Genomic DNA, 19415 nt, shown 5'->3' with positions numbered 1-19415 from the left:
CGAACAGCGAGTCCTTAATTACGGTGGCGAAGGGACCTTTCACACACAGTGAATGGGGTCTTAGGAATATGCCACTGGAAGGGGCAAAACCCCTGAATGATTTTTTCTTCGCTTGAATGACATCGTTGTCAGCGCCATGAGAACTCTCTCACGGTGATCTCACGGATGACTCATGACTTCAGCGCAGTATTCCGGGCCAAGACATTCACGTCGGATGTCTCTCCCCCCACCGGCTCCCCATAGCCGGAACTGCTAGGAGCGTGACCATGAAGCGACTGCTCGACAACGCGCGTAACTTCCGCCACCGCGTGGCCCCTGAGAGCGAGACCTTCCGGCGATTCGCGGCGGGCCAGACGCCCGGAACGCTGTTCGTGAGCTGTTCCGATTCACGCGTGATCCCCGCGCTCATCACCGGAGCGGTTCCCGGTGAGGTCTTCGAACTGCGCAACGCCGGCAACATCATCACGCCCTACGACGCGGACCACTCCTGCGCCGAGTCCGCCACCATCGAGTACGCGGTGGAGGTCCTCAAGGTCCGGGACATCGTGGTCTGCGGCCACTCCCACTGTGGAGCGGTCGGCGCGGTTGCCAATGACGCGGACCTCAGCTCGCTTCCCAGCGTCGCCCAGTGGGTCTCCGGCTGCCGCCCCGCGCTCGCCCCGATGCTCGGGTCGCCGGTGGAGGACCTGACCCTTGCCAAGTTCGTTCAGCGGCACGTCGTCGCCCAGCTGGAGAACCTGCGTACGTACCCCAAGGTGCGCGAGGCGATCGAAGCGGGGCGGCTGCAACTGCACGGCTGGTACTACCGCGTCGACACGGCCGAGGTGCTGGAGCTCGACGAGCTCAACGGAGTGTTCAACCGGAACTGAACCCCGGGCCCGTCCGGCCCTCTTACCCCCCACACGCAGCGGCCTGCCGCGCTAGAGCTCCCCCAGCTCATCGGCATCCGGCTGCGGCGAAAGGAACACTGTGTCGACTGATACGACTCCTCCTAACGCTGGAAGGCATGCGAAGAAGGGTGCCGCCGCCGCCCCGGCGAAGGGCACCGCCTCCCCGTCGCTGACCAGCGCTCTCAGTACTGACTTCAGTGCGTCGATCGTCGTCTTCCTTGTTGCTCTTCCCCTGTGCATCGGTGTCGCTTCCGCATCCGGCGTCAACGTCGCCCTAGGCATCATCTCCGGCATTGTCGGAGGCTTGATTGTGGGATTTCTGCCCGGCAGTAACCTCCAGGTCAGCGGCCCCGCTGCCGGCCTGGCGGTGCTGGTACTGGAGTTCGTGACCGAACACGGCCCCGGGATGCTCGGCCCGGTCGTGTTGATCAGCGGAATCCTGCAGATGATCCTGGGAATGCTCAAGTTGGGCCGGATGTTCCAGTCCATCTCGCTCTCCGTGGTGCAGGGCATGCTGGCAGGTATCGGCGTGCCGCTGATCCTGAGCCAGATATACGCCCTGGTGGACTCCAAGCAGCTCGGTACGGCCCTGAAGAACATGGCCGGCCTGCCCAACCTGGTCTCCGATGTGCTCGGGGACCGGGACAAGGGCGCCGCCCTCATCTTGGGCGTCATGGCGCTGGTCATCTGCTTCATGTGGAAGAAGGTCCCCGCCCCGATCAACAAGGTCCCCGCGCCCTTGGTCGCGGTGATCCTGGGTGCCGTCATCGCCGCCTTCCCCGGCTTCAGCGGTGTGAACAAGGTGTCCTTCGGAAGCATGATCGACGCGGTCAACTTCACCGGGCCGTCCGAGCTGAGCCACATCTTCGACCCGGCGATCTTGATGATGATCGTCACCTTCACGGTCATCGCGTCCGCTGAGAGCCTCTTCAGCGCCGCGGCGGTCGACCGGATGCACACCGGAGCTCCAACGAAGTACAACGCCGAACTCTTCTCCCAGGGAGTCGGCAATACGATCTGTGGACTCCTCGGTGCGCTGCCCATGACCGCCGTCATCGTGCGCAGTGCCGCCAACGTCCAAGCAGGTGCGAAGACCAAGCTCTCCCGCATCCTGCACGGAGCCTGGCTCCTTGGTTTCGGTCTGCTCCTCCCGGGGCTGCTCGGACTGATCCCGATCACCGTGCTCGCCGGTGTCCTTCTCCAGGCTGGTTGGAAGCTCTTCAACCCGCCGGCCTTCCTGGCCATGTGGAAGAAGGACCGTGCCGAGGGCGCGATCATGTTCATCACCACCCTCGCCATCGTGGTCACGAACCTGCTCGATGGTGTGGTCGCCGGCCTCGCGGTCGCCATCATCCTCACGGCGATCCGCATGAGCCACATGACCATCCGCACCACCACCGACGGCGACATGGGACGGCTGGAGCTGAAGGGCAACGTCACCTTCCTGCGCCTTCCCAAGCTGATCGACGCCCTGGAGACCATCCAGGACAAGGAGCGCGTCTACATCGACGGCAGCGGCATCTCGCACCTGGACATGGCCTGCCGTGCCCAGATCGAGGAGTTCGCGGAGCAGCGCCGCAAGGCCGGCGCCGAGCACGTCGAGTGCATCCTGCCGGGCGATCCGACGGTCCAGAAGGTGGACGAGGTCGTCGTCCCCGACGAGCCCGTCACGGAGGAGTTCGACACTCCGGTCAAGGACACCCAGCAGCAGCCCGCACAGCCCGCACAGCCCGGGCCGTACGCACCGGAACCCGCCCCCGCCTTCCAGCACACGGCGGCTCCGAACTACGGTCACGCACACGTGGCTCACGGCAGCCCCTACGCGCGACAGCACCAGCACGCGCAGCAGCACCAGCACAACAACCAGCACCCCCATGCACCACAGCACCCCCAGCACGTGCAACACGCGCAGAACAACCAGCACGTGCAACATGCTCAGAACAACCAGCACGCGCACCCGCAGCACACGCAGTACCAGTACCCGCAGTACCCGCACCCAGAGCAGAACTACCCGCACGCACCTCAGCACCCCAACCACCAGTACGGCATGGGTGGACAGGGGCCGGTACGACCGCTGCACCAGCAGCCCCAGTACAGCCAGCACTCCCAGGCGCACATCCCGAACCAGGCGCATGGCCCGCAGCACAACGGTGTGCCCAACGGCCAACCGCCCGCTCCGCACGACGGCCAGCAGCAGATGCCGCCACAGGGATACGCGCCACCTCCGGGATACGGCCCCCAAGAAACCCCCTATCAGGGCACTCCGATGGTTCAGGGATACGGACCGCAGGGGTACCAGCAGCCGCCGCAGGGTGGCTACTGGGGACCCAATGACGACTGGGCCGTTCAGCAGCAGCACGGCGAAGGGACTCGACGATGAGGAAACCCTTGAAATCGGCGCTGGCCGACGCGCTCCACCTACGGGATCTCAAGGACCTGCGTCACCACCGGCATCAGCCGGGGCGGCCACGGCGGATCGACCGGCCTCGCGCCGATCGGGCCGACTGCGCCAGGACCGATTGCCCCCTGACCGACCGGCACGGGGCGGACCGCCCGAGGGCCGAGCGGCCGTGGAGCGGACGGGATTGGAGCGACCGCTCCTGGACCGAACGCCCGGTGACGGAACGCGAGGTCACCGAGCGGCACAGCACCGAGCGGAACGGCAGCGACCATGCGGTGTACGACCGTGTGAGCCATGACCGTGCCGCGTACGACCGCTCGGTCTACGACCGGCGGCAGCAGGCCAGGCCCAAGGAGGAGGACAAGTTGTTCGAGTTCCTCCGCTCCCTGCACAAGTACCTCCTCGCACCCCAGGACGCGGCCACCGCCGGTCTTGCGGAGCGTCCGGTCAGCACCGCGGACAAGCGCGACCTCCCGCCGACCGCGGCGAGCTGACAGGGCATAGAGACGTCGCCCACGGCACCGACATCCCGCAGGGTGTCGTGGGCGGCCCCAGGGCCTTGAGCGACAAGCGCTTCCCCCACTGGGCCCTGGTGAGCCCCCTCTACTGCCTCCCGCAGGGAGGGGGCTCCCCCCTACTTCTGCCCCACCGACGGTCCGGCGCGCACGTCACGCGGACCGTCCCCGAAGACCCGCACCCGGGCGCCCCGACCCGCCCCGGGTGAGGTGATCAGGTCGGGCGACCCGGAAATGCGGCCGGGCCGCCCGGCCCTTTCATATGTCAGGCCCCCGCCATCCCGCCCGCCCATGACGGAGCCCCGGTTGAGGCAGTGCCTCGGCCGCGCCCCTCGTTGGCCGCGCCGTGTGTCGGTGCGGCCGACCCTCGTGCTCCGCTCACAGCGGCGGGGACACCGGACTTGTGCACGGCTCTCCTGTGGCCGATGGGCCAAGTTCTCGGACGTGAAAGGGCCCCCGGTCGGCGCGATCGGGAGAAGTCACCGATGCGCGGAAGGACCAAGGGGCGAGGTTCTCACCGGAGTTGCCGAACGCCGACCGGGAGTGCCCCGATCGGTCAGATGCGGGTCGGTCTCAGGGACTTCCACCGTCAGATCTCCGCGGGCGCCGATATCAACTGCACCTCACGACACCGGCCGCACCTCACGACATGGACCGCACCTCACGACATCGGCCGTCGTCATCGGCGTTCGACAAGTCCTGGCAGCCCCGGAGTTCACTTTCATACCGCGAACCAGGGCCGCGATCGCGGTGTGCGCGGGGTGCGGTGGACCGGGGGAGTACGGAGGGCTGTGACGGGCGGTGAAGCCGACCGACCCGGACACGGGACCGGGGCCGGTCGGCTTCACCTCGTACGTCGGCGGGAACATCGGCTGGGGGTCGTGACCGACATTCACGCCGCCGTACGGTTCGAGGACCGGTGGGGCGAGTGGGGCGGTGCGGTGAACGCGCCCCCTACTCCAGGCCCACCGGCCGGCTTACGAGGCGACGCCGGAGAAGGCGCGCCGGGCGGCCCGTCGCCAACGGCCCCCGGCCAGCCCCGGTCGGAGCGCGACGAGCGAACCGCAGTACTTCGTAAAAACCGCCGGCCGCACTCCGTGCGCGTGCAGGAAGAGATCGGCCTCGGTGAGATGACCCGTCGTCTTGGTTTCGACCAGTACCAGTCCGGGATCGCAGCGCACGGCACCGCCCTCCCGGATGTCGTCGCAGCGCAGCCGTGCGTCGCAGGTGATGCGTTCTCCGTCGGAGACCAAAGTGGCCCTCTGGTAGTCGGTCGTGACCGAGGGGGAGAGCGCGGTGGGCGCCTCGATGCCGTACGCGGTGAGCAGGGCATCGGCGAGGAAGCTCCGCGCCGACGGGTCGAGCGGGGTGTCGTGCCCGGTGAGGGGACGGCGGTGCTTGACGGTCTCGCCGCGCCCTCCCTTGAGTTTGATTTCGAACTGGCGCTCTCCGGAATCCTGGTAGATCCGTTCGCGGATCTTGAACCGCAGTCGGCGGCCCTGTCGGTGTTCGTGGAAGCACCGCATGTCCGGAGTGTCGTAGTAGACGGAGTGATAGCGGAACCAGCGGCGCCCGTCGATGGTGAGCGCCCGGAACGGTCCCTGTGGTCGACGGGGGTCGGTCAGATGCGCGGTCAGCGCGGCGAAGATCGGAGTGGGGACCAGGTACGCCTGGTCGAAGCGGGCCAGCAGTTCGGCCCGCTCCTTCACTTCCGCCAGGGAGATGGAACGGGCGTTCATGATCGGCCAGGCGATGTCGTCCATGCCCGGCAGAAATGGTTCCCGCTCGTCCTGCGCTGCGGGGTGCGGGGTGGGATCGGGCCCCTTCTGCTCGGGTGCGCCGTCGTGGAGCGCGGTCGTCGGCTCATCGGCGGAGTCCAGGGCCGCCGGTGTGCCGTCGTGATGGGGGCGAGGGGTCGCGACGGTGGTCACACCGCCTCCAACGACGGCTCCGGGGTGCGGGGATGCAGTGCGGTGGGTTCCGGTTCGGGCTGCTGCTTGTCGGCGGTTGTCTTCTTGACCTCCTGCGGTACGCGGTACCGGACGTCCACCACGGTCAGATCGCGTACGTAGTCGACCTCCATGACGGTCCAGTTGAGGGGCTCTCCAAGACGACGGTGGAGATCGGCGCGGAGTTCAGCGGTGTTGCCGTAGACCGCGTCCAGGGTGACGACCGTACGGCGAGCTCGGGCGAACAGCCGTGGGTGGTCGGCCGCGTACACGACGGTCAGCAGCAGCGCGGAGAGCGCGCCCGCCTGTCGGATGTCCAGTTGCGGCAGACCGCACAGGAGGCCCAGCACCAGGGTGGTGAAGTAGTAGGCGACCTCCTCGTGCTGGATGGAGTCGGAGCGGAGCCTGATGATCGAGAGCACGCCGAAGAGGCCGAACCCCAGCGCTGCGCCACCACTGCCGCCGACCTGCGCGAGTGCGGCGACGACCGTGAAGAGGGCCACGTTCAGCGCGAGGTAGGCCGGCAGCAGATCACGGCGGCGGTGCCTCGGGTAGGACACGGCGAACGCCAACAGGGACACGGTGACGAGATCGAGGACAAGGTGCGTGGCGAGTTGCCTCAGGGACTCCAAGGTTGCACACCTCCTAAGGGGAATGAGTGAAGATTTGGGATTGCCGCGAATCCTAGGCGAATGCATTGCAAAGAAACGGGAAAGGGTATATCCGTTTATGTAAAAAGGGTTGCTAGGAGATTTTCGGCCACATACTCCCCTGTGTGTGGGAGTTTATGACGGCTCATAGTCTGAAATCTCTGATCTAGCCCGAGGGGTACTCTGGTTGGCTTATGGAGACGATTCGTTGAATCCTGTTCGGTCGCTTGAACGATGAAAAGGATTCCGATGTCGTCCCATGTCAACAGCTGTAGGGGTTCGCGTGTGAGGCGGCGCTCATTTAAATCCTCCGGAGCGCTCGCACGATGAAGTTTGCTGGATCAACCATGTTTATGTATAGGTGTAAGGGCGGTCGATCTGGCCTTTCGAGATCGGTGTTCCGGTTGCGGTAATTCCTGCGGAGGTGCAGAGGTTTCCGGAAACGCCCGGTGCTGGTCATTCAGGCGCTGGATGCATCAGGCGATTCTCGCTGCGGGGAGCTCCGTGCGGATGGCGCGGTGCGGGCGGCGGATATCGATCCGGGGCCTCGCGGTCGCTGCCGTGCCGGGGTGCCTGGCGGGTGGGCGTCAGCTCCTCGCGCCCGCTCCCGGCGGTGTTCGTCCCGTGGTTCAGGGGGTGAGTGTGTGCTCGGCGCGGGGTGTCGGGTGGCGGTGACGCGGTGGTGTTGCGGGGCGGATGCCTGTCGTAGTGTGAATGTATGAAAACCGACAGGGTGGAGTCTGTTTCACCCCGTTCGTCATGCTCATTCTTTTTGTCCGGCTCCTGGATGTAAGGCCAGCAGAACCGACCTTGCGAGGAGTCGATGGCCCATCAGACGCAGAGCGATGCTCGCCCCACGACCGTCGCCGTCCCCCCGCCCCGGTTCCGCTCCCGTCTGGGGGCGACCCGCCGCCTGGCGTTGCCGTCGGCCGCAGGGTGGGGATCGACCGTGGGCACGGTCCTCGCGGTCTACGCCACGAGCGTTGCCGCACACCTACTGATCCTCTCCGCGATGATCAGCTCGGGTGGGCCCGGCATCCGTGACCGTCTGCTCTCCTGGGACGGTCAGCTCTACACCTCGATAGCCGCCGACGGATACCCCGATGGCTTCAGCTACGACGAGAACCGTGAACCGGCTGGCAACAACCTGGCCTTCTTCCCGCTCTACCCCCTCCTGGTCCGTGGCCTCCACCAACTGACGGGCATCGAAGCGGGTACGGCCGCCATCGCCGTGGCCCACCTCGCCCTCATTGCCGCACTCCTGGCCCTGCACGCTCTGATCACCCGGCTCCACGGCCCGCGGACCGCGACGATCGCCATCGTCTTGGTGGCCGGCGCCCAACCCATGGCCCTGGCCTTCTTCATGGGGTACAGCGAGTCGCTATTCCTCGCGCTGGCAGCAACCACCCTCCTCGCCACCCATCGCCGCGCCTGGCTCACCGCGGGCACCCTGGCCCTGCTGACGGGCCTGACCCGCCCGGCCGCCGCAGCCCTGACCCTCGCCGTGGTGCTTGCGGTGGTCCTGGAGATCCGCCGCGTCGGCCGCCCCACCTGGCGCACGCTCGCCGCGGTCGCACTGGCCTGCGCCGGAACCCCTCTCTATCTGCTCTGGGTGGGCAATCGGGCCGGCCAACTCAACGCCTGGTTCGTCATCCAGGAAGCGGGCTGGGGGACCCGCTGGGACAACGGGTCGTCCTTCTTCAGATTCCTGGGGGAAACGTTCCAACGCGGTGACGGCTGGGTGTCCGTGAGCACCGCCGTCCTGCTCATCGCCGCCGTCTGCACCACCGCCGTCGCCTGGCGCCGCGACGCCTGGCCCCCGCTGCTCGTCTACGGCACCACGGTCCTCGTGCTGACCTTGGGGCAGAGCAACTACTACCACTCCAAGCTCCGCCTGCTGATCCCTGCGGTCCTCTTCCTCCTGCCACTGGCCAAGGCCCTGTCCACCGTGCGTCCCCGCACCCTGGTGATCACCCTGACCGTGGCCACCCTCTTCGGCTGCTGGTACGGCGCCCACATGGTCACGCTCTGGCACTACGCGATCTAGCGCCGCGCAGGTGTCGCCGTCCGAAACCGAGTCGTGCTGTGCTGTGCTGTGTCGAGGCGTGGTGAGTGGCTTCGAGCCGTTTCCACGACTCCACGGCGTCGAAGCCGGCAGGAGACGCCCGGGACAAGTGCGGCGGGGGCGGCGACCATGACGTCCAAGGCGGCCCTGCGGCGCCCGCGAATCCGTGCCCGCGAACCCGTGCCCACGATCGTGGGCAGCCAAGGCGCTTGGCCTATGAGCGATGTGCTCATGGGTACGAAGAAGCCTCACCGGCGACTGCGCTGGCGAGGCTGGGTGAGTGCCCCCGGCAGGACTCGAACCTGCGGCCAAGCGCTTAGAAGGCGCCTGCTCTATCCACTGAGCTACGGGGGCCGGTTGGTGGCCGCGGCTACCGGAGCCCTGGGGTCCGTGACCTTGCCGGGCACAAGGATAGGGCTCCTGTCGCCTTGACCCGGTTGCTTCACCTGCGTGGCACGTTGTGTAGGTTCGGTGAAGCGAACCGATAATCGCAGGCAGGTGCGATTCCTGCATCGCTTTTCACGCCTCGCGTCCTGGGTGTTGTGCACTCGTTATGCCTGCGCCCCACTCATCCCAAGTGTCCCAAGTGTCCGACCGGCGCGCAGACATTCCCATACGCTTCAAAAAGCTGCCAAAATTAGGCATTCTTCCCATGTGGTGACCTTGGATGCACGGCCCCAGCTGATCGACGCACTAACCGCCCTGCGCGACCGTGTCGCCGCCGTGCGTCTCCCTCTGACCCTTCCCGGCACACCCCGCGCACGTCAGGCACGTACCGAACTCCTCGCACAGCTCGACGACTACCTCGTCCCCCGCCTCAAGACCCCGGGCGCCCCACTGCTCGCCGTCGTCGGCGGATCCACCGGAGCCGGAAAGTCAACACTGGTCAACTCGCTCGTCGGACGACGCGTCAGCGCAGCCGGCGTGCTGCGGCCCACCACCCGCACCCCCGTTCTCGTCTGCCACCCCGACGACCACCACTGGTTCGCTGACCTGCGGGTATTCCCACAGCTCACCCGTGTGTGGCTCCCCCAACAGGAAGACACCGAAGAACCCGACCACGAGAGCGCATCCGATGCGGTGCCCGACGGCGGCGCCCTGCGCATCGAGAAGGCGCCCTCCCTGCCACGTGGACTCGCGCTCCTCGACGCGCCCGACATCGACTCCCTCGTCGTCGAAAACCGGCTCCTCGCCGGCGAACTCATCTGCGCCGCCGACGTCTGGATCATGGTGACCACCGCCTCCCGGTACGCCGACGCCGTCCCCTGGCACCTCCTGCGTACCGCAAAGGAGTACGACGCGACCCTCGTCACCGTGCTCGATCGAGTGCCCCACCAGGTCATCGGTGACGTCTCACGACAGTACGCAGCGCTGCTCACCAAGGCAGGACTCGGCGACGTCCCCCGATTCACCATCCCCGAACTCCCCGAATCCGCCGGCGGCGGCAGCGGACTGCTCCCGACCACGGCCGTCGCCCCCCTGTTCGCCTGGCTCGCCCATCGGGTGCATGACCCCGCCGCCCGGCAGCAGGCCATCGGACGGACCGCGACCGGCGTGATCAACTCGCTCAAGGCCCGCATGCCGGAACTGGCCGCGGCCGTCGCCGGGCAGTACGCCGCAGCCGTACGCCTCATGGGCGTCGTCGAGGAGGCGTACGGAAGGGAACGCGAGCGGCTCAACCGAGAGCTCAAGGCCGGCTCCGTACTCGCGGGAGACGCACGCACCCGCTGGCGCGGATTCCCCCGCGACAGCTCAGCCGCCGAACTGCTCGACGCCCTCGTCGGCAGCCTCTGCGCCCTGGTCCAGTGCGCGGTGGCCGCCGCGGACGAGCACGTACAGGAGGCCTGGCGCACCGAACCTGGTGCACAGAACGTCGTGCTCGAAGGCCGACTGGACCTGGAGGCCGCCGAGCGCATCGGCATTGCCGTACGCCGCTGGCGCCGGGAACTCGAAGAACACGCCGACGAAGAGGTACGCGGACTCGACCTCCCGTCCGCGCCCGACGCCGAAACCGTTGCCGCACTCGTCGCCACCGCCCTCCTGGGCGGCCGACGCGCCAAGGCCGCGGGCGAGCAGCTTGCCGAACGGATCGGGGCCCAAGGCGCACTGCGCCTGCGCGACAAGGGCGGCGAGCTGCTGGCGACCTCCATCGACGAGGTGCTCAACAGCGAGCGCGACCGACGCCTCGCCCCCCTCGACGCCCTCGATGTCTCCCCCGAACCGCAGGCCGAGCTGATCGCCGCCCTGTCCGTACTCCAGAAGGTGAGGTGACGGCGGTGACCGCCATCACGGGCGACGAGAACCCGACCGCCCAAGAGCCCGTACCCGCGCCGCCGCCCGCCGAGGGCGCCCGCTGGGACGACGGGCTCATCGCCAGACGTGCCGCCGACCGCAGCGAAGACCCTCGGGAGCGTACGGCCGTCGGCCAGGGCGCAGCCGCCGCCGAGGAGGAGCTACCGATCGGCGGCAGCTACGACGGCCCCCTGCGCGCCCGACTGGATGCGCTGCGCGAACTCATCGGCCTCTCCCGCACGAGGCTCGACCAGGGCGCGCTCACCGAGGCCGGGCGGGTCCTCGACGAAGCATCCGCCCGCCAACGGCTCTCCTCGCGCCACACCGTCGTCGCCATCGCCGGCGCGACGGGCAGCGGAAAGTCCACCCTCTTCAACACGCTCGCCCAGGTGCCGCTCTCCGAGACCGGACTCCGCAGACCGACCACGGCAGCCCCCATCGCCTGTAGCTGGTCAGAAGGTGCCGCCGGCCTCCTCGACCGCCTGGCCATCCCCTCCCGGCTGCGCCGCCGCCCGCTGGCCGGAGGCGCCGACGAACTGTCCGGCCTGGTGCTCATCGACCTCCCCGACCATGACTCGGCCCTGGTCAGACATCGCGACCAGGTCGATCGGGTCCTGGCCCTCGTCGATGCCGTGATCTGGGTCGTCGACCCCGAGAAGTACGCGGACGCAGCGCTGCACGAAAGGTATCTGCGTCCGCTGGCCGGCCACGCCGAAGTCACGTTCGTCGTGCTCAACCAGATCGACCGGCTACCCGGTGACGCGGCTGACCAGATCCTTGATGACCTGCGCAGACTCCTTGACGACGACGGCATGGCGGTGGGCGAACACGGTGAACCCGGCGCCACCGTCCTCTCCCTCTCCGCGCTCACCGGCGAAGGCGTCGACGAACTGCGCGAGGTGATCGGCACCTTCGTCCAGGAGCGGTCCGCAGCCGCCCACCGGCTGGCCGCCGACGTCGACGTGGCCGCAGCCAAACTGCGTACGTCCTATGTGGCCGACGGCAGGACCGGACTCGACGAGCGGACGCGCGAGGACTTCGCGGACCGCCTCGCCGAGGCGGTCGGAGCCAAGGCGGCCGGCGAGGCGGCCGAACGGGAATGGCGGCGGCACGCGGGGCGCGCCTGCGGTACGCCGTGGCTGCGGCTGTGGCGCTGGTACGAGCGGACGCGCACGCCCGGGGCCGCCCTCACCCCGGTCGCACCACCGGTGGAGGAGGAGCTGACGGCCCGGCAGCGGGTCGAACAGGCGGTCCGTACGGTCGCCGACGAGGCGGCGGCCGGCTTGCCCACCCCTTGGGCGCAGGCCGTGCGCGAGGCCGCGGTCCGCGGCGCCGAAGGGCTGCCCGAGGCGCTGGACGAACTGGCCGTGCGCGAGGCGACGACCACCGGCAAACGACCGTTGCGCCCCGCGTGGTGGCCGGCGGCGGTGATGGCCCAGGCAGGGATGACGCTGCTTCAGATCTACGGCGGGCTGTGGCTGGTGGGCCAGATCATTGGATTCATGTCGCCCGGCCTGATCGTTCCCGCCCTGCTGATGGCAGCCGGGATCGTGGGCGGCCCGCTGGTGGAGTTGGCCTGCACGGCTGCCGTACGAGGGCCGGCCAGACGCTACGGACAGGACGCCGAGCGGCGGCTGAGGGAAGCGGCGGCCGGCTGCGGCCGGGCGCGGGTGCTCGACCCGGTGGCGGGGGAGCTCATGCGATACCGCGAGGTCCGCGAACAGTACGCGACGGTGGCGGGTAAGACCGGCGCGGTGACCGGAACCCGGGGTCGGGCTCCGCGCTCCCTCCACGGGGGCCCTAGGGGAGGCTCCGGTGGCGCGACCAAGCGTGCCGGCGGTGGTCCGACCGCGGATATCGACGGCCATGAAGTCCGTACGGGCGGCGGCACCCAGTTGGGAGTGACCGGGTTTTCCACAACCGGGCGGTAGTCCACAGGCCCGAGCGGCTTCTGTTCTGTGAGCTCAGGATGTTCTTCGTGACCCCGGACCGAGGGTCACGAAGAACACCGGTACTCGCGGGGTGAGCCGGATCGGGCAGATCGAGGGACCGTCGGCCCCTCGTGCTCGACTTCCAGCGTGCTTCTCTCCCCGCCCGGGTGCCGGATCAGCCGCAGAGGGAGGCGGGGACCATGAATGACACCCTGGTGACCGTGGTGGGCAATGCCGCCACACAGGTGGAGTACCGGGAGACGGCGGCGGGTGGGGGCATGGCGCGCTTCCGCATCGCTGTCACCCCCAGGCGCTGGGACAAACAGAGCGCTGCCTGGATCGACGGACGCACCGGGTTCTACACCGTCTTCGCCTGGCGGTCCCTCGCCATCAACCTCGCCGGATCGGTGTCCGTCGGCGAACCGCTGGTGGTCCATGGCCGATTGCGGGTGCGCGAGGAGGAACGCGACGGGCAGCGCAGGACGTCGGTCGACATCGAAGCCCTGGCGGTGGGACACGATCTGACGCGCGGTACGGCGGCCTTCCGCCGTGGTGGCAGGACGGAGGCACGCACGGCGGCCGGGGCGGCGGGCGGGGTGCTGACGAGAAGCCCGGCTGTGGCCGACGGGGGTCGGGGCGAGTTCGGTGGTCCTGGCGCAGCTGGTCCGGGGGCTCGCGCGCCACAGACGGCAGGTGTATGGGCGACGAGGGCACCTGAACAGGGAGGGGCGGTGGGCGAGACCGTTCTCAGCGGTTGGGATCGCCGTCCAGTCGACGACCGCTCTGAAAGCGCATCACAGGAGACGGGTGTGCCCGAAGCGCAACTCGCTCTCTCCATTGCCGCGCAGGGCGCCGGTGTCCCCTCGGCGGAGTCCACATCGGAACCCCCCTTCTGAGCCTCTGCCGCTTTGAACATCTGGCCGGCTGGGCTTCTGACGCTGTAGCTCTTGCTCTTGTGCCCACTGGTGTTCCGGGGCCTGGGGCGCGGGGCTCGCACCCGGCCCTGGGCACTCCCTGGGAAGCCCCCATCCCGAGCGGTCGTTGCCCCCGAGGGCGGAAGGCCCCCGGAATCACGGGCCTTGCGTGACCGGGTTATCGATGAGGACGTAAGTGAGGAAGGCGGGTGGAGAAGGAAGGAGACGGCGCGCAACAAGATATGTGGGAGGAACGACAGAAGGGAGGGGCCGTTCTGATGAAGGCTGTTCCCGCGACAAGCACGGAATGTAGTCCCATCCTTACCCGACGCCGAACGCCGAACGCCGAACGCCGAACGCCGAACGCCGAACGCCGAACGCCGAACGCCGAACGCCGAACGCCGAACGCCGAACGCCGGATTGCGGATTCGATTCGCCAAGTGGCGTGGGCCTGGGATGCGCTGGGGTGGTGAGGGGGGCGGTCAGGGGTGCGGGCGTGGTCAGAGCGTGCTGCGGGGGTGCTCGTTCTGCCCGGATCCCCGTCCGTCGCATCTGGCCGTCATGCCCTCGGCCACCTGGTTCACCTTCGTCTCCGAAGCTCATACGGACCGCCCAATCAGGGTTCTCCCGCTGCCCCGATGAGACTGCTGACCATGCTTTGTAAGCGAGTTGTAAATATCCGCTGACGTGGAATGGAAGCCTCTGCCCGAAGCCTTGCCCGCCACACGGAGCGCGATAACGATTCCGATTCGGAATGCTTATCTGCCCCTTTGGCGGGGGACTGGGCGTCGGTGCCTCTCTAGGATTCCCCAGTACTCACGGGGCACTTGAGTTGCTGGCGAGGCACTTGCCCACGCGTCACCACGGGGCCATGTTCCACACGCGACCGGCGCCTCGCTCGAAGGGGAATGCTGTGTTTGCGAAGTTCGCCGTGTCCGCTGTCGGCAGGGGGGCCGTACGTCGTCTGGCAACGGCGGCTCTGGTGTCGGGATTCATCGCGACGGGGGCCATCGTCGGTGCGGGTGTTGCGGTCGCCGACGACAGCACTCAGCATCAAGGCGGAGCCGTGGCCACGCTCAACGGTCTGACGACCTTCGACCGTGCCGTACTGCGCGTCAACGGTAAGGGGCACTCCATCCCCGCAGGTGTCTTCGAGCTCACCGTCGATGGTGGTGGTCGGCTGAAGACGTACTGCATCGACATCCACAACCCGACCCAGGACCAGGCGAAGTACCTGGAGACCTCCTGGAGCGAAACCTCGCTGGGCGGAAACAAGAACGCCGGCAAGATCCGTTGGATACTCCAGCACTCCTACCCCCAGGTCGACGATCTGGCCGAGTTGGCGAAGGCGGCCAAGACCGGTCCGCTCACTCAGAAGGCGGCTGCGGCGGGCACCCAGGTCGCGATCTGGCGCTACTCGGACAACGCCGATGTCACGGCGGTCGATCCCGCGGCCGAAAAGCTGGCGGACTGGCTGCACAAGAAGGCCAAGAAGCTCAGCGAGCCACAGGCGTCCCTCACCCTCGAACCGAGCGCGGTGTCCGGCAAGAGCGGGAGTCGCATCGGTCCGGTCACGGTCCGGACCGACGCGGACCGGGTGGCGATCGCACCACCTGCGGACACGGCCGTCAGCGGTGTGCAGATAACGGATCTGGCCGGCCAGCCCATCGCCTCCGCGGTCAACGGCAGCAAGGTCTACTTCGACGTCCCGGCCGGGACCCCCGATGGAACGGCCGAGCTGTCCGCGCAGGCGGCCACCTCCATACCCGTCGGCCGGGCGTTCGCGGCGTCGAGCAAGAGCCAGACACAGATCCTCGCCGGTTCCAGCGAGTCCACGGTCTCTGCCACGGCCGTGGCGACCTGGGCGCAGACCGGTGCGATCCCTGCCGTCTCCGCGCGGAAGAACTGCGCCGAGGGGGGCATCGACGTCACCGTGAGCAACCGTGGGGACGCACCGCTCACCGTGGATGTGGCGGGCACCGCCCACACGGTCCCCGTCGGGGCGTCGAAGACCGTCACCGTCCCCGTGGCCGAAGACCAGCCCTATCAGTTCGCCGTCACGGGCCCCGGAGGCTTCTCGAAGACCTTCGCAGGGCTCCTGGACTGCAAGGTCACCGGTGCGCCGGACATCGAGACGGCGGCACAGGCCCCGGGCACGCAGACCGGCCCGCCCACCGCCGTCGGGTCCGTGACCACTGGGCCTGCGACGGGAGGGTTGTCGACTGCCCTGGAAGGCGACCTCGCCGCGACGGGCGGTTCCGACTACACCCCGGTGATCGCAGGCACCGCGGTCATCCTCGTGGTGATCGGCGGCGGCGCCGTCTTCTTCCTGCGCAAGAAGAAGACGCCCGAGCCCGGTGGCGGTCGCAATGACCAGGCCGCCCGGCCAGGGACGGACGCATAGCTCCACCGGAGCCCGACACGGTCACAGCTCCGCATGCAGAGGGACACAGCGGGTCCCCGATGCGTGCGGGGCTGGCGATCTATTGGGTTCCAGGGGCCACCCGCGCGGTGAGCGTCCGACCGGGCGTATGTTCCCCTGCCGGGCCGCACGAACCGATTGCAGCGCCTCCGGGATCGTCTCCCCAGCCCGGGGCCCGCCTAGCTGGATGAACCGTCGACCCATGGGCACCGTGGCCGATCGGGCCCTTTCGCCCGTCCATAAGCCGCATTCATCCCACCCCGTCACCGGAAGTCGCGTGGATCGACGGCGGCCCCGTCCGTCCACAGCAGCCCGGACCGGTCGGGAAGGAGCGGGCTCCCGGATGATCCGCACCCCGAGCGCCCATGTCCCGCCGACTACTCGTTTTCATCCTCAGGTGGACGTACGGCAAGATGGGGTGTATCTGCCCATCCACTTCTTGCCGGACGGTTTCTCTTGGCTGAGTACATCTACACGATGCGCAAGACGCGCAAGGCGCACGGCGACAAGGTCATCCTCGATGACGTGACGCTGAGCTTCCTGCCCGGCGCGAAGATCGGTGTGGTCGGCCCAAACGGCGCCGGTAAGTCCACCGTCTTGAAGATCATGGCTGGTCTGGAGCACCCCTCCAACGGCGATGCGTTCCTGTCGCCCGGCTACACGGTCGGCATCCTGCTCCAGGAACCGCCGTTGGACGAGTCCAAGACGGTCCTGGAGAACGTCCAGGGCGGTGTCGCCGAGATCAAGGGCAAGCTCGACCGGTTCAACGCGATCGCCGAGCAGATGGCGACCGACTACTCGGACGCCCTGCTCGACGAGATGGGCAAGCTCCAGGAGGAGTTGGACCACGCCAACGCCTGGGACCTCGACGCCCAGCTGGAGCAGGCGATGGACGCCCTCGGCTGCCCGCCCGGGGACTGGGCAGTCACCAATCTCTCCGGTGGTGAGAAGCGCCGCGTCGCCCTGTGCAAGCTGCTGCTGGAAGCCCCCGACCTGCTGCTCCTCGACGAGCCCACCAACCACCTCGACGCCGAGTCCGTGCAGTGGCTTGAGGCCCACCTCGCCAAGTACGCGGGCACCGTCGTCGCCATCACCCACGACCGGTACTTCCTCGACAACGTCGCCGGCTGGATCCTCGAACTTGACCGCGGTCGCGCCATCGGCTACGAGGGCAACTACTCCACTTACCTGGAGTCCAAGCAGTCCCGGCTCAAGGTCGAGGGGCAGAAGGACGCCAAGCGCGCCAAGCGCCTCAAGGAGGAGTTGGAGTGGGTCCGCTCCAACGCCAAGGGGCGCCAGGCCAAGTCCAAGGCCCGTCTCGCTCGCTACGAGGAGATGGCGGCCGAGGCCGACAAGATGCGGAAGCTGGACTTCGAGGAGATCCAGATCCCGCCGGGCCCCCGGCTCGGCAGTGTCGTCGTGGAGGTCGAGAACCTCTCGAAGGGCTTCGGCGACAAACTCCTCATCGACGACCTCAGCTTCACGCTGCCCCGTAACGGCATCGTCGGTGTCATCGGCCCGAACGGCGCCGGCAAGACCACCCTGTTCAAGATGATCCAGGGCCTCGAAGAGCCCGACTCCGGTGTCATCAAGGTCGGCGAGACGGTCAAGATCTCCTACGTCGACCAGAGCCGCGCCAACATCGACCCCAAGAAGTCGCTGTGGGCCGTGGTCTCCGACGAACTCGACTACATCAACGTCGGCCAGGTCGAGATGCCGTCCCGCGCCTATGTCTCCGCCTTCGGATTCAAGGGCCCGGACCAGCAGAAGCCCGCGGGCATCCTCTCGGGCGGTGAGCGCAACCGGCTGAACCTCGCGCTCACCCTGAAGCAGGGCGGCAATCTGCTGCTCCTCGACGAGCCCACCAACGACCTCGACGTCGAGACCCTGTCGTCCTTGGAGAACGCCCTGCTGGAGTTCCCCGGTGCGGCCGTGGTCGTCTCCCACGACCGTTGGTTCTTGGACCGAGTGGCGACGCACATCCTCGCGTACGAGGGTGAGTCGAAGTGGTTCTGGTTCGAGGGCAACTTCGATTCGTACGAGAAGAACAAGATTGAGCGACTCGGTGCGGACGCGGCCCGTCCGCACCGCGCCACGTACAAGAAGCTCACCCGAGGCTGAGGCGAGAACCCATGGCTCGGCACATCTACCGCTGTCCCCTCCGCTGGTCGGACATGGACGCCTTCGGGCACGTCAACAACGTCGTCTTCCTGCGGTATCTGGAAGAGGCGCGCATTGACTTCATGTTCCGACTGGCGCCGGGTGACGGATCCCCCTCGTTCTCCGGGGGGTCTGTGGTCGCGCGGCACGAGATCGACTACATACGGCCGCTCGTCCATCGACATGAACCGGTGATCGTCGAGTCATGGGTGACGCGCATCGGCGCGGCTTCCCTCACCATCACGTACGAGATCAAGGACGACGTTTCGGACGCGCAGGTCCACGGCGGCGCCGGGGACGCTCCGCAGGTCTATGTGCGGGCCTCGACCGTCGTCGTGCCATACGACCTGGCGGCGGGCCGACCGCGCCGAATCAGCGCGGAGGAGAAGTCGTTCCTCCAGAAGTACCTTCCGGAGACGGAAGCCGGGACGGGTCCCGCGACGTCCGCCGCGGCAGACGAGGACGCCCTCGTCGGATGAGTGTCCCCGCGCGTGGTCTGTACTTCGTCGACGCGAGGGAGGCGGAGGACCTCACCGCCTTCCTCGCCCGCCTGATCCACTACGACCGGGCTGCGGCCGTTCGGCTCCAAGCCGGTGGTTCCGACGGTCCCCAACCTCATCTCGCGGTGTTCGGCCGCCCGCCCTCCTTCGAGGTGCTGGCGATACGCACCTCGCGGCTCAGCGCTCCCGCCCAGTTGGACGTCACCGTCTCCGCGGGTGAACTGCTGGAAGGCATCTCGAACGCCGGTTTCATCGTGCCCGAAGCGGTCACCGGCCCGCCGTGGGCGGGAGTGCTGCCGCCGCGCGGGGGCTGGCGCAGGCTCGCGGGTCTTCCTCCGGTGGAGGCGATGAGGGAGGCGGTGGCTGCCGCCGTCGCCGAGTTCCGCCGCCGCGACGAGGAGTTGCCCGCCGAGCGCCGCAGCCGGTTGGAGCGTGATCAGATCGGCCGTGAGATCTGGTCCCGTACGGTCGGTGCCACCCCGCTCCCGCTGCGGGCCGTCCATGCCGCCCAGTCCTTGGGCTTCCTACGGCCGGGAGTTGCGGTGGCACTTCTGTCGGCGGGGTCCTGGCTCAGACTGGGTACGCCCTTCGGTACCGTCGCCGTTCGGACGGCCGGCCTGGGAGGGCTGAACGTCACCCCCACCAGAGGGTGACGTTCGAGAGGACACCGGGACATGCGTCTTACGGAGGCAGGGTCCCTCCCGGTCCAGTGCCCCACCCCGCTGT

12 protein-coding genes, 1 tRNA gene and 1 pseudogene are annotated in these 19415 nt (G+C 68.0%); 11 read left to right on the top strand and 3 right to left on the bottom strand.

Annotated features, from left to right (window positions below; all coding sequences use genetic code 11):
- Positions 1-266 precede the first annotated feature (266 nt).
- The 3 genes from OID54_RS13980 (at position 267) to OID54_RS13970 (ending at position 3785) form a co-directional block, all read left to right on the top strand.
- Positions 267-869: a carbonic anhydrase gene (locus OID54_RS13980; RefSeq protein WP_329019075.1), complete on the top strand. Its 603-nt coding sequence runs from the start codon at positions 267-269 to the stop codon at positions 867-869.
- A 100-nt stretch (positions 870-969) separates the two neighbouring features.
- Positions 970-3270, top strand: coding sequence for a SulP family inorganic anion transporter (locus OID54_RS13975; protein ID WP_329019069.1), 2301 nt, complete (start codon positions 970-972; stop codon positions 3268-3270).
- Complete coding sequence (locus OID54_RS13970; protein WP_329019066.1) at positions 3267-3785, top strand: hypothetical protein; 519 nt, start codon at positions 3267-3269, stop codon at positions 3783-3785. Before OID54_RS13975 ends, OID54_RS13970 begins: the two co-directional genes overlap by 4 nt.
- Before the next feature lie 998 nt (positions 3786-4783).
- Here OID54_RS13970 and OID54_RS13965 read toward each other — a convergent pair.
- Together OID54_RS13965 and OID54_RS13960 are read right to left on the bottom strand one after the other, a co-directional pair.
- Complete coding sequence (locus tag OID54_RS13965; RefSeq protein ID WP_329019059.1) at positions 4784-5737, bottom strand: polyphosphate polymerase domain-containing protein; 954 nt, start codon at positions 5735-5737, stop codon at positions 4784-4786.
- Positions 5734-6387 carry a DUF4956 domain-containing protein gene (locus OID54_RS13960; protein ID WP_329019055.1) on the bottom strand — a complete coding sequence of 218 codons (654 nt, stop codon included), beginning with the start codon at positions 6385-6387 and terminating at the stop codon, positions 5734-5736. Before OID54_RS13960 ends, OID54_RS13965 begins: the two co-directional genes overlap by 4 nt.
- An 841-nt stretch (positions 6388-7228) precedes the next feature.
- On the opposite strand from OID54_RS13960, the gene OID54_RS13955 reads away from it, so the two are divergent.
- Entirely contained in the window at positions 7229-8452 is a 1224-nt protein-coding gene (locus tag OID54_RS13955; protein WP_329019053.1) for a hypothetical protein, read from the top strand.
- 299 nt (positions 8453-8751) lie between these two features.
- Here the strand turns inward: OID54_RS13955 and OID54_RS13950 are convergent.
- Positions 8752-8824: transfer RNA gene (locus OID54_RS13950), tRNA-Arg, on the bottom strand.
- A gap of 309 nt (positions 8825-9133) precedes the next feature.
- On the opposite strand from OID54_RS13950, the gene OID54_RS13945 reads away from it, so the two are divergent.
- From OID54_RS13945 to OID54_RS13915, 7 genes and pseudogenes are all read left to right on the top strand, one after another.
- Positions 9134-10741, top strand: a complete 1608-nt coding sequence (locus tag OID54_RS13945; protein ID WP_329027495.1) for a dynamin family protein — start codon at positions 9134-9136, stop codon at positions 10739-10741.
- 5 nt (positions 10742-10746) lie between these two features.
- The gene (locus OID54_RS13940) at positions 10747-12693 is read left to right on the top strand and encodes a GTPase (protein WP_443055581.1); all 1947 of its coding nucleotides are present in this window, start codon (positions 10747-10749) and stop codon (positions 12691-12693) included.
- Positions 12694-12893: 200 nt separating this feature from the next.
- Positions 12894-13322, top strand: a pseudogene (locus OID54_RS39195) (single-stranded DNA-binding protein); the annotation flags it as partial.
- Positions 13323-14478: 1156 nt separating this feature from the next.
- A complete protein-coding gene (locus tag OID54_RS13930) occupies positions 14479-16011 on the top strand; it encodes a Cys-Gln thioester bond-forming surface protein (RefSeq protein ID WP_443055580.1) in 1533 nt (510 codons plus the stop codon).
- Positions 16012-16485: 474 nt separating this feature from the next.
- Entirely contained in the window at positions 16486-18150 is a 1665-nt protein-coding gene (gene ettA, locus OID54_RS13925) for an energy-dependent translational throttle protein EttA (RefSeq protein ID WP_329019043.1), read from the top strand.
- A gap of 11 nt (positions 18151-18161) precedes the next feature.
- Positions 18162-18668: an acyl-CoA thioesterase gene (locus tag OID54_RS13920; RefSeq protein ID WP_329019041.1), complete on the top strand. Its 507-nt coding sequence runs from the start codon at positions 18162-18164 to the stop codon at positions 18666-18668.
- Positions 18665-19342 (top strand): hypothetical protein, encoded by a 678-nt coding sequence (locus tag OID54_RS13915; protein ID WP_329019038.1) that lies wholly within the window; start codon positions 18665-18667, stop codon positions 19340-19342. The genes OID54_RS13920 and OID54_RS13915 overlap by 4 nt, the downstream gene beginning before the upstream one ends.
- The last annotated feature ends 73 nt before the right edge of the window (positions 19343-19415 follow it).

The organism is Streptomyces sp. NBC_00690, from assembly GCF_036226685.1.
In the GTDB taxonomy this organism is placed as follows: Bacteria; Actinomycetota; Actinomycetes; order Streptomycetales; family Streptomycetaceae; genus Streptomyces.
The sequence above is the reverse complement of the archived record's forward strand: the minus strand, read 5'-3'. Positions and strand labels throughout refer to the sequence as shown.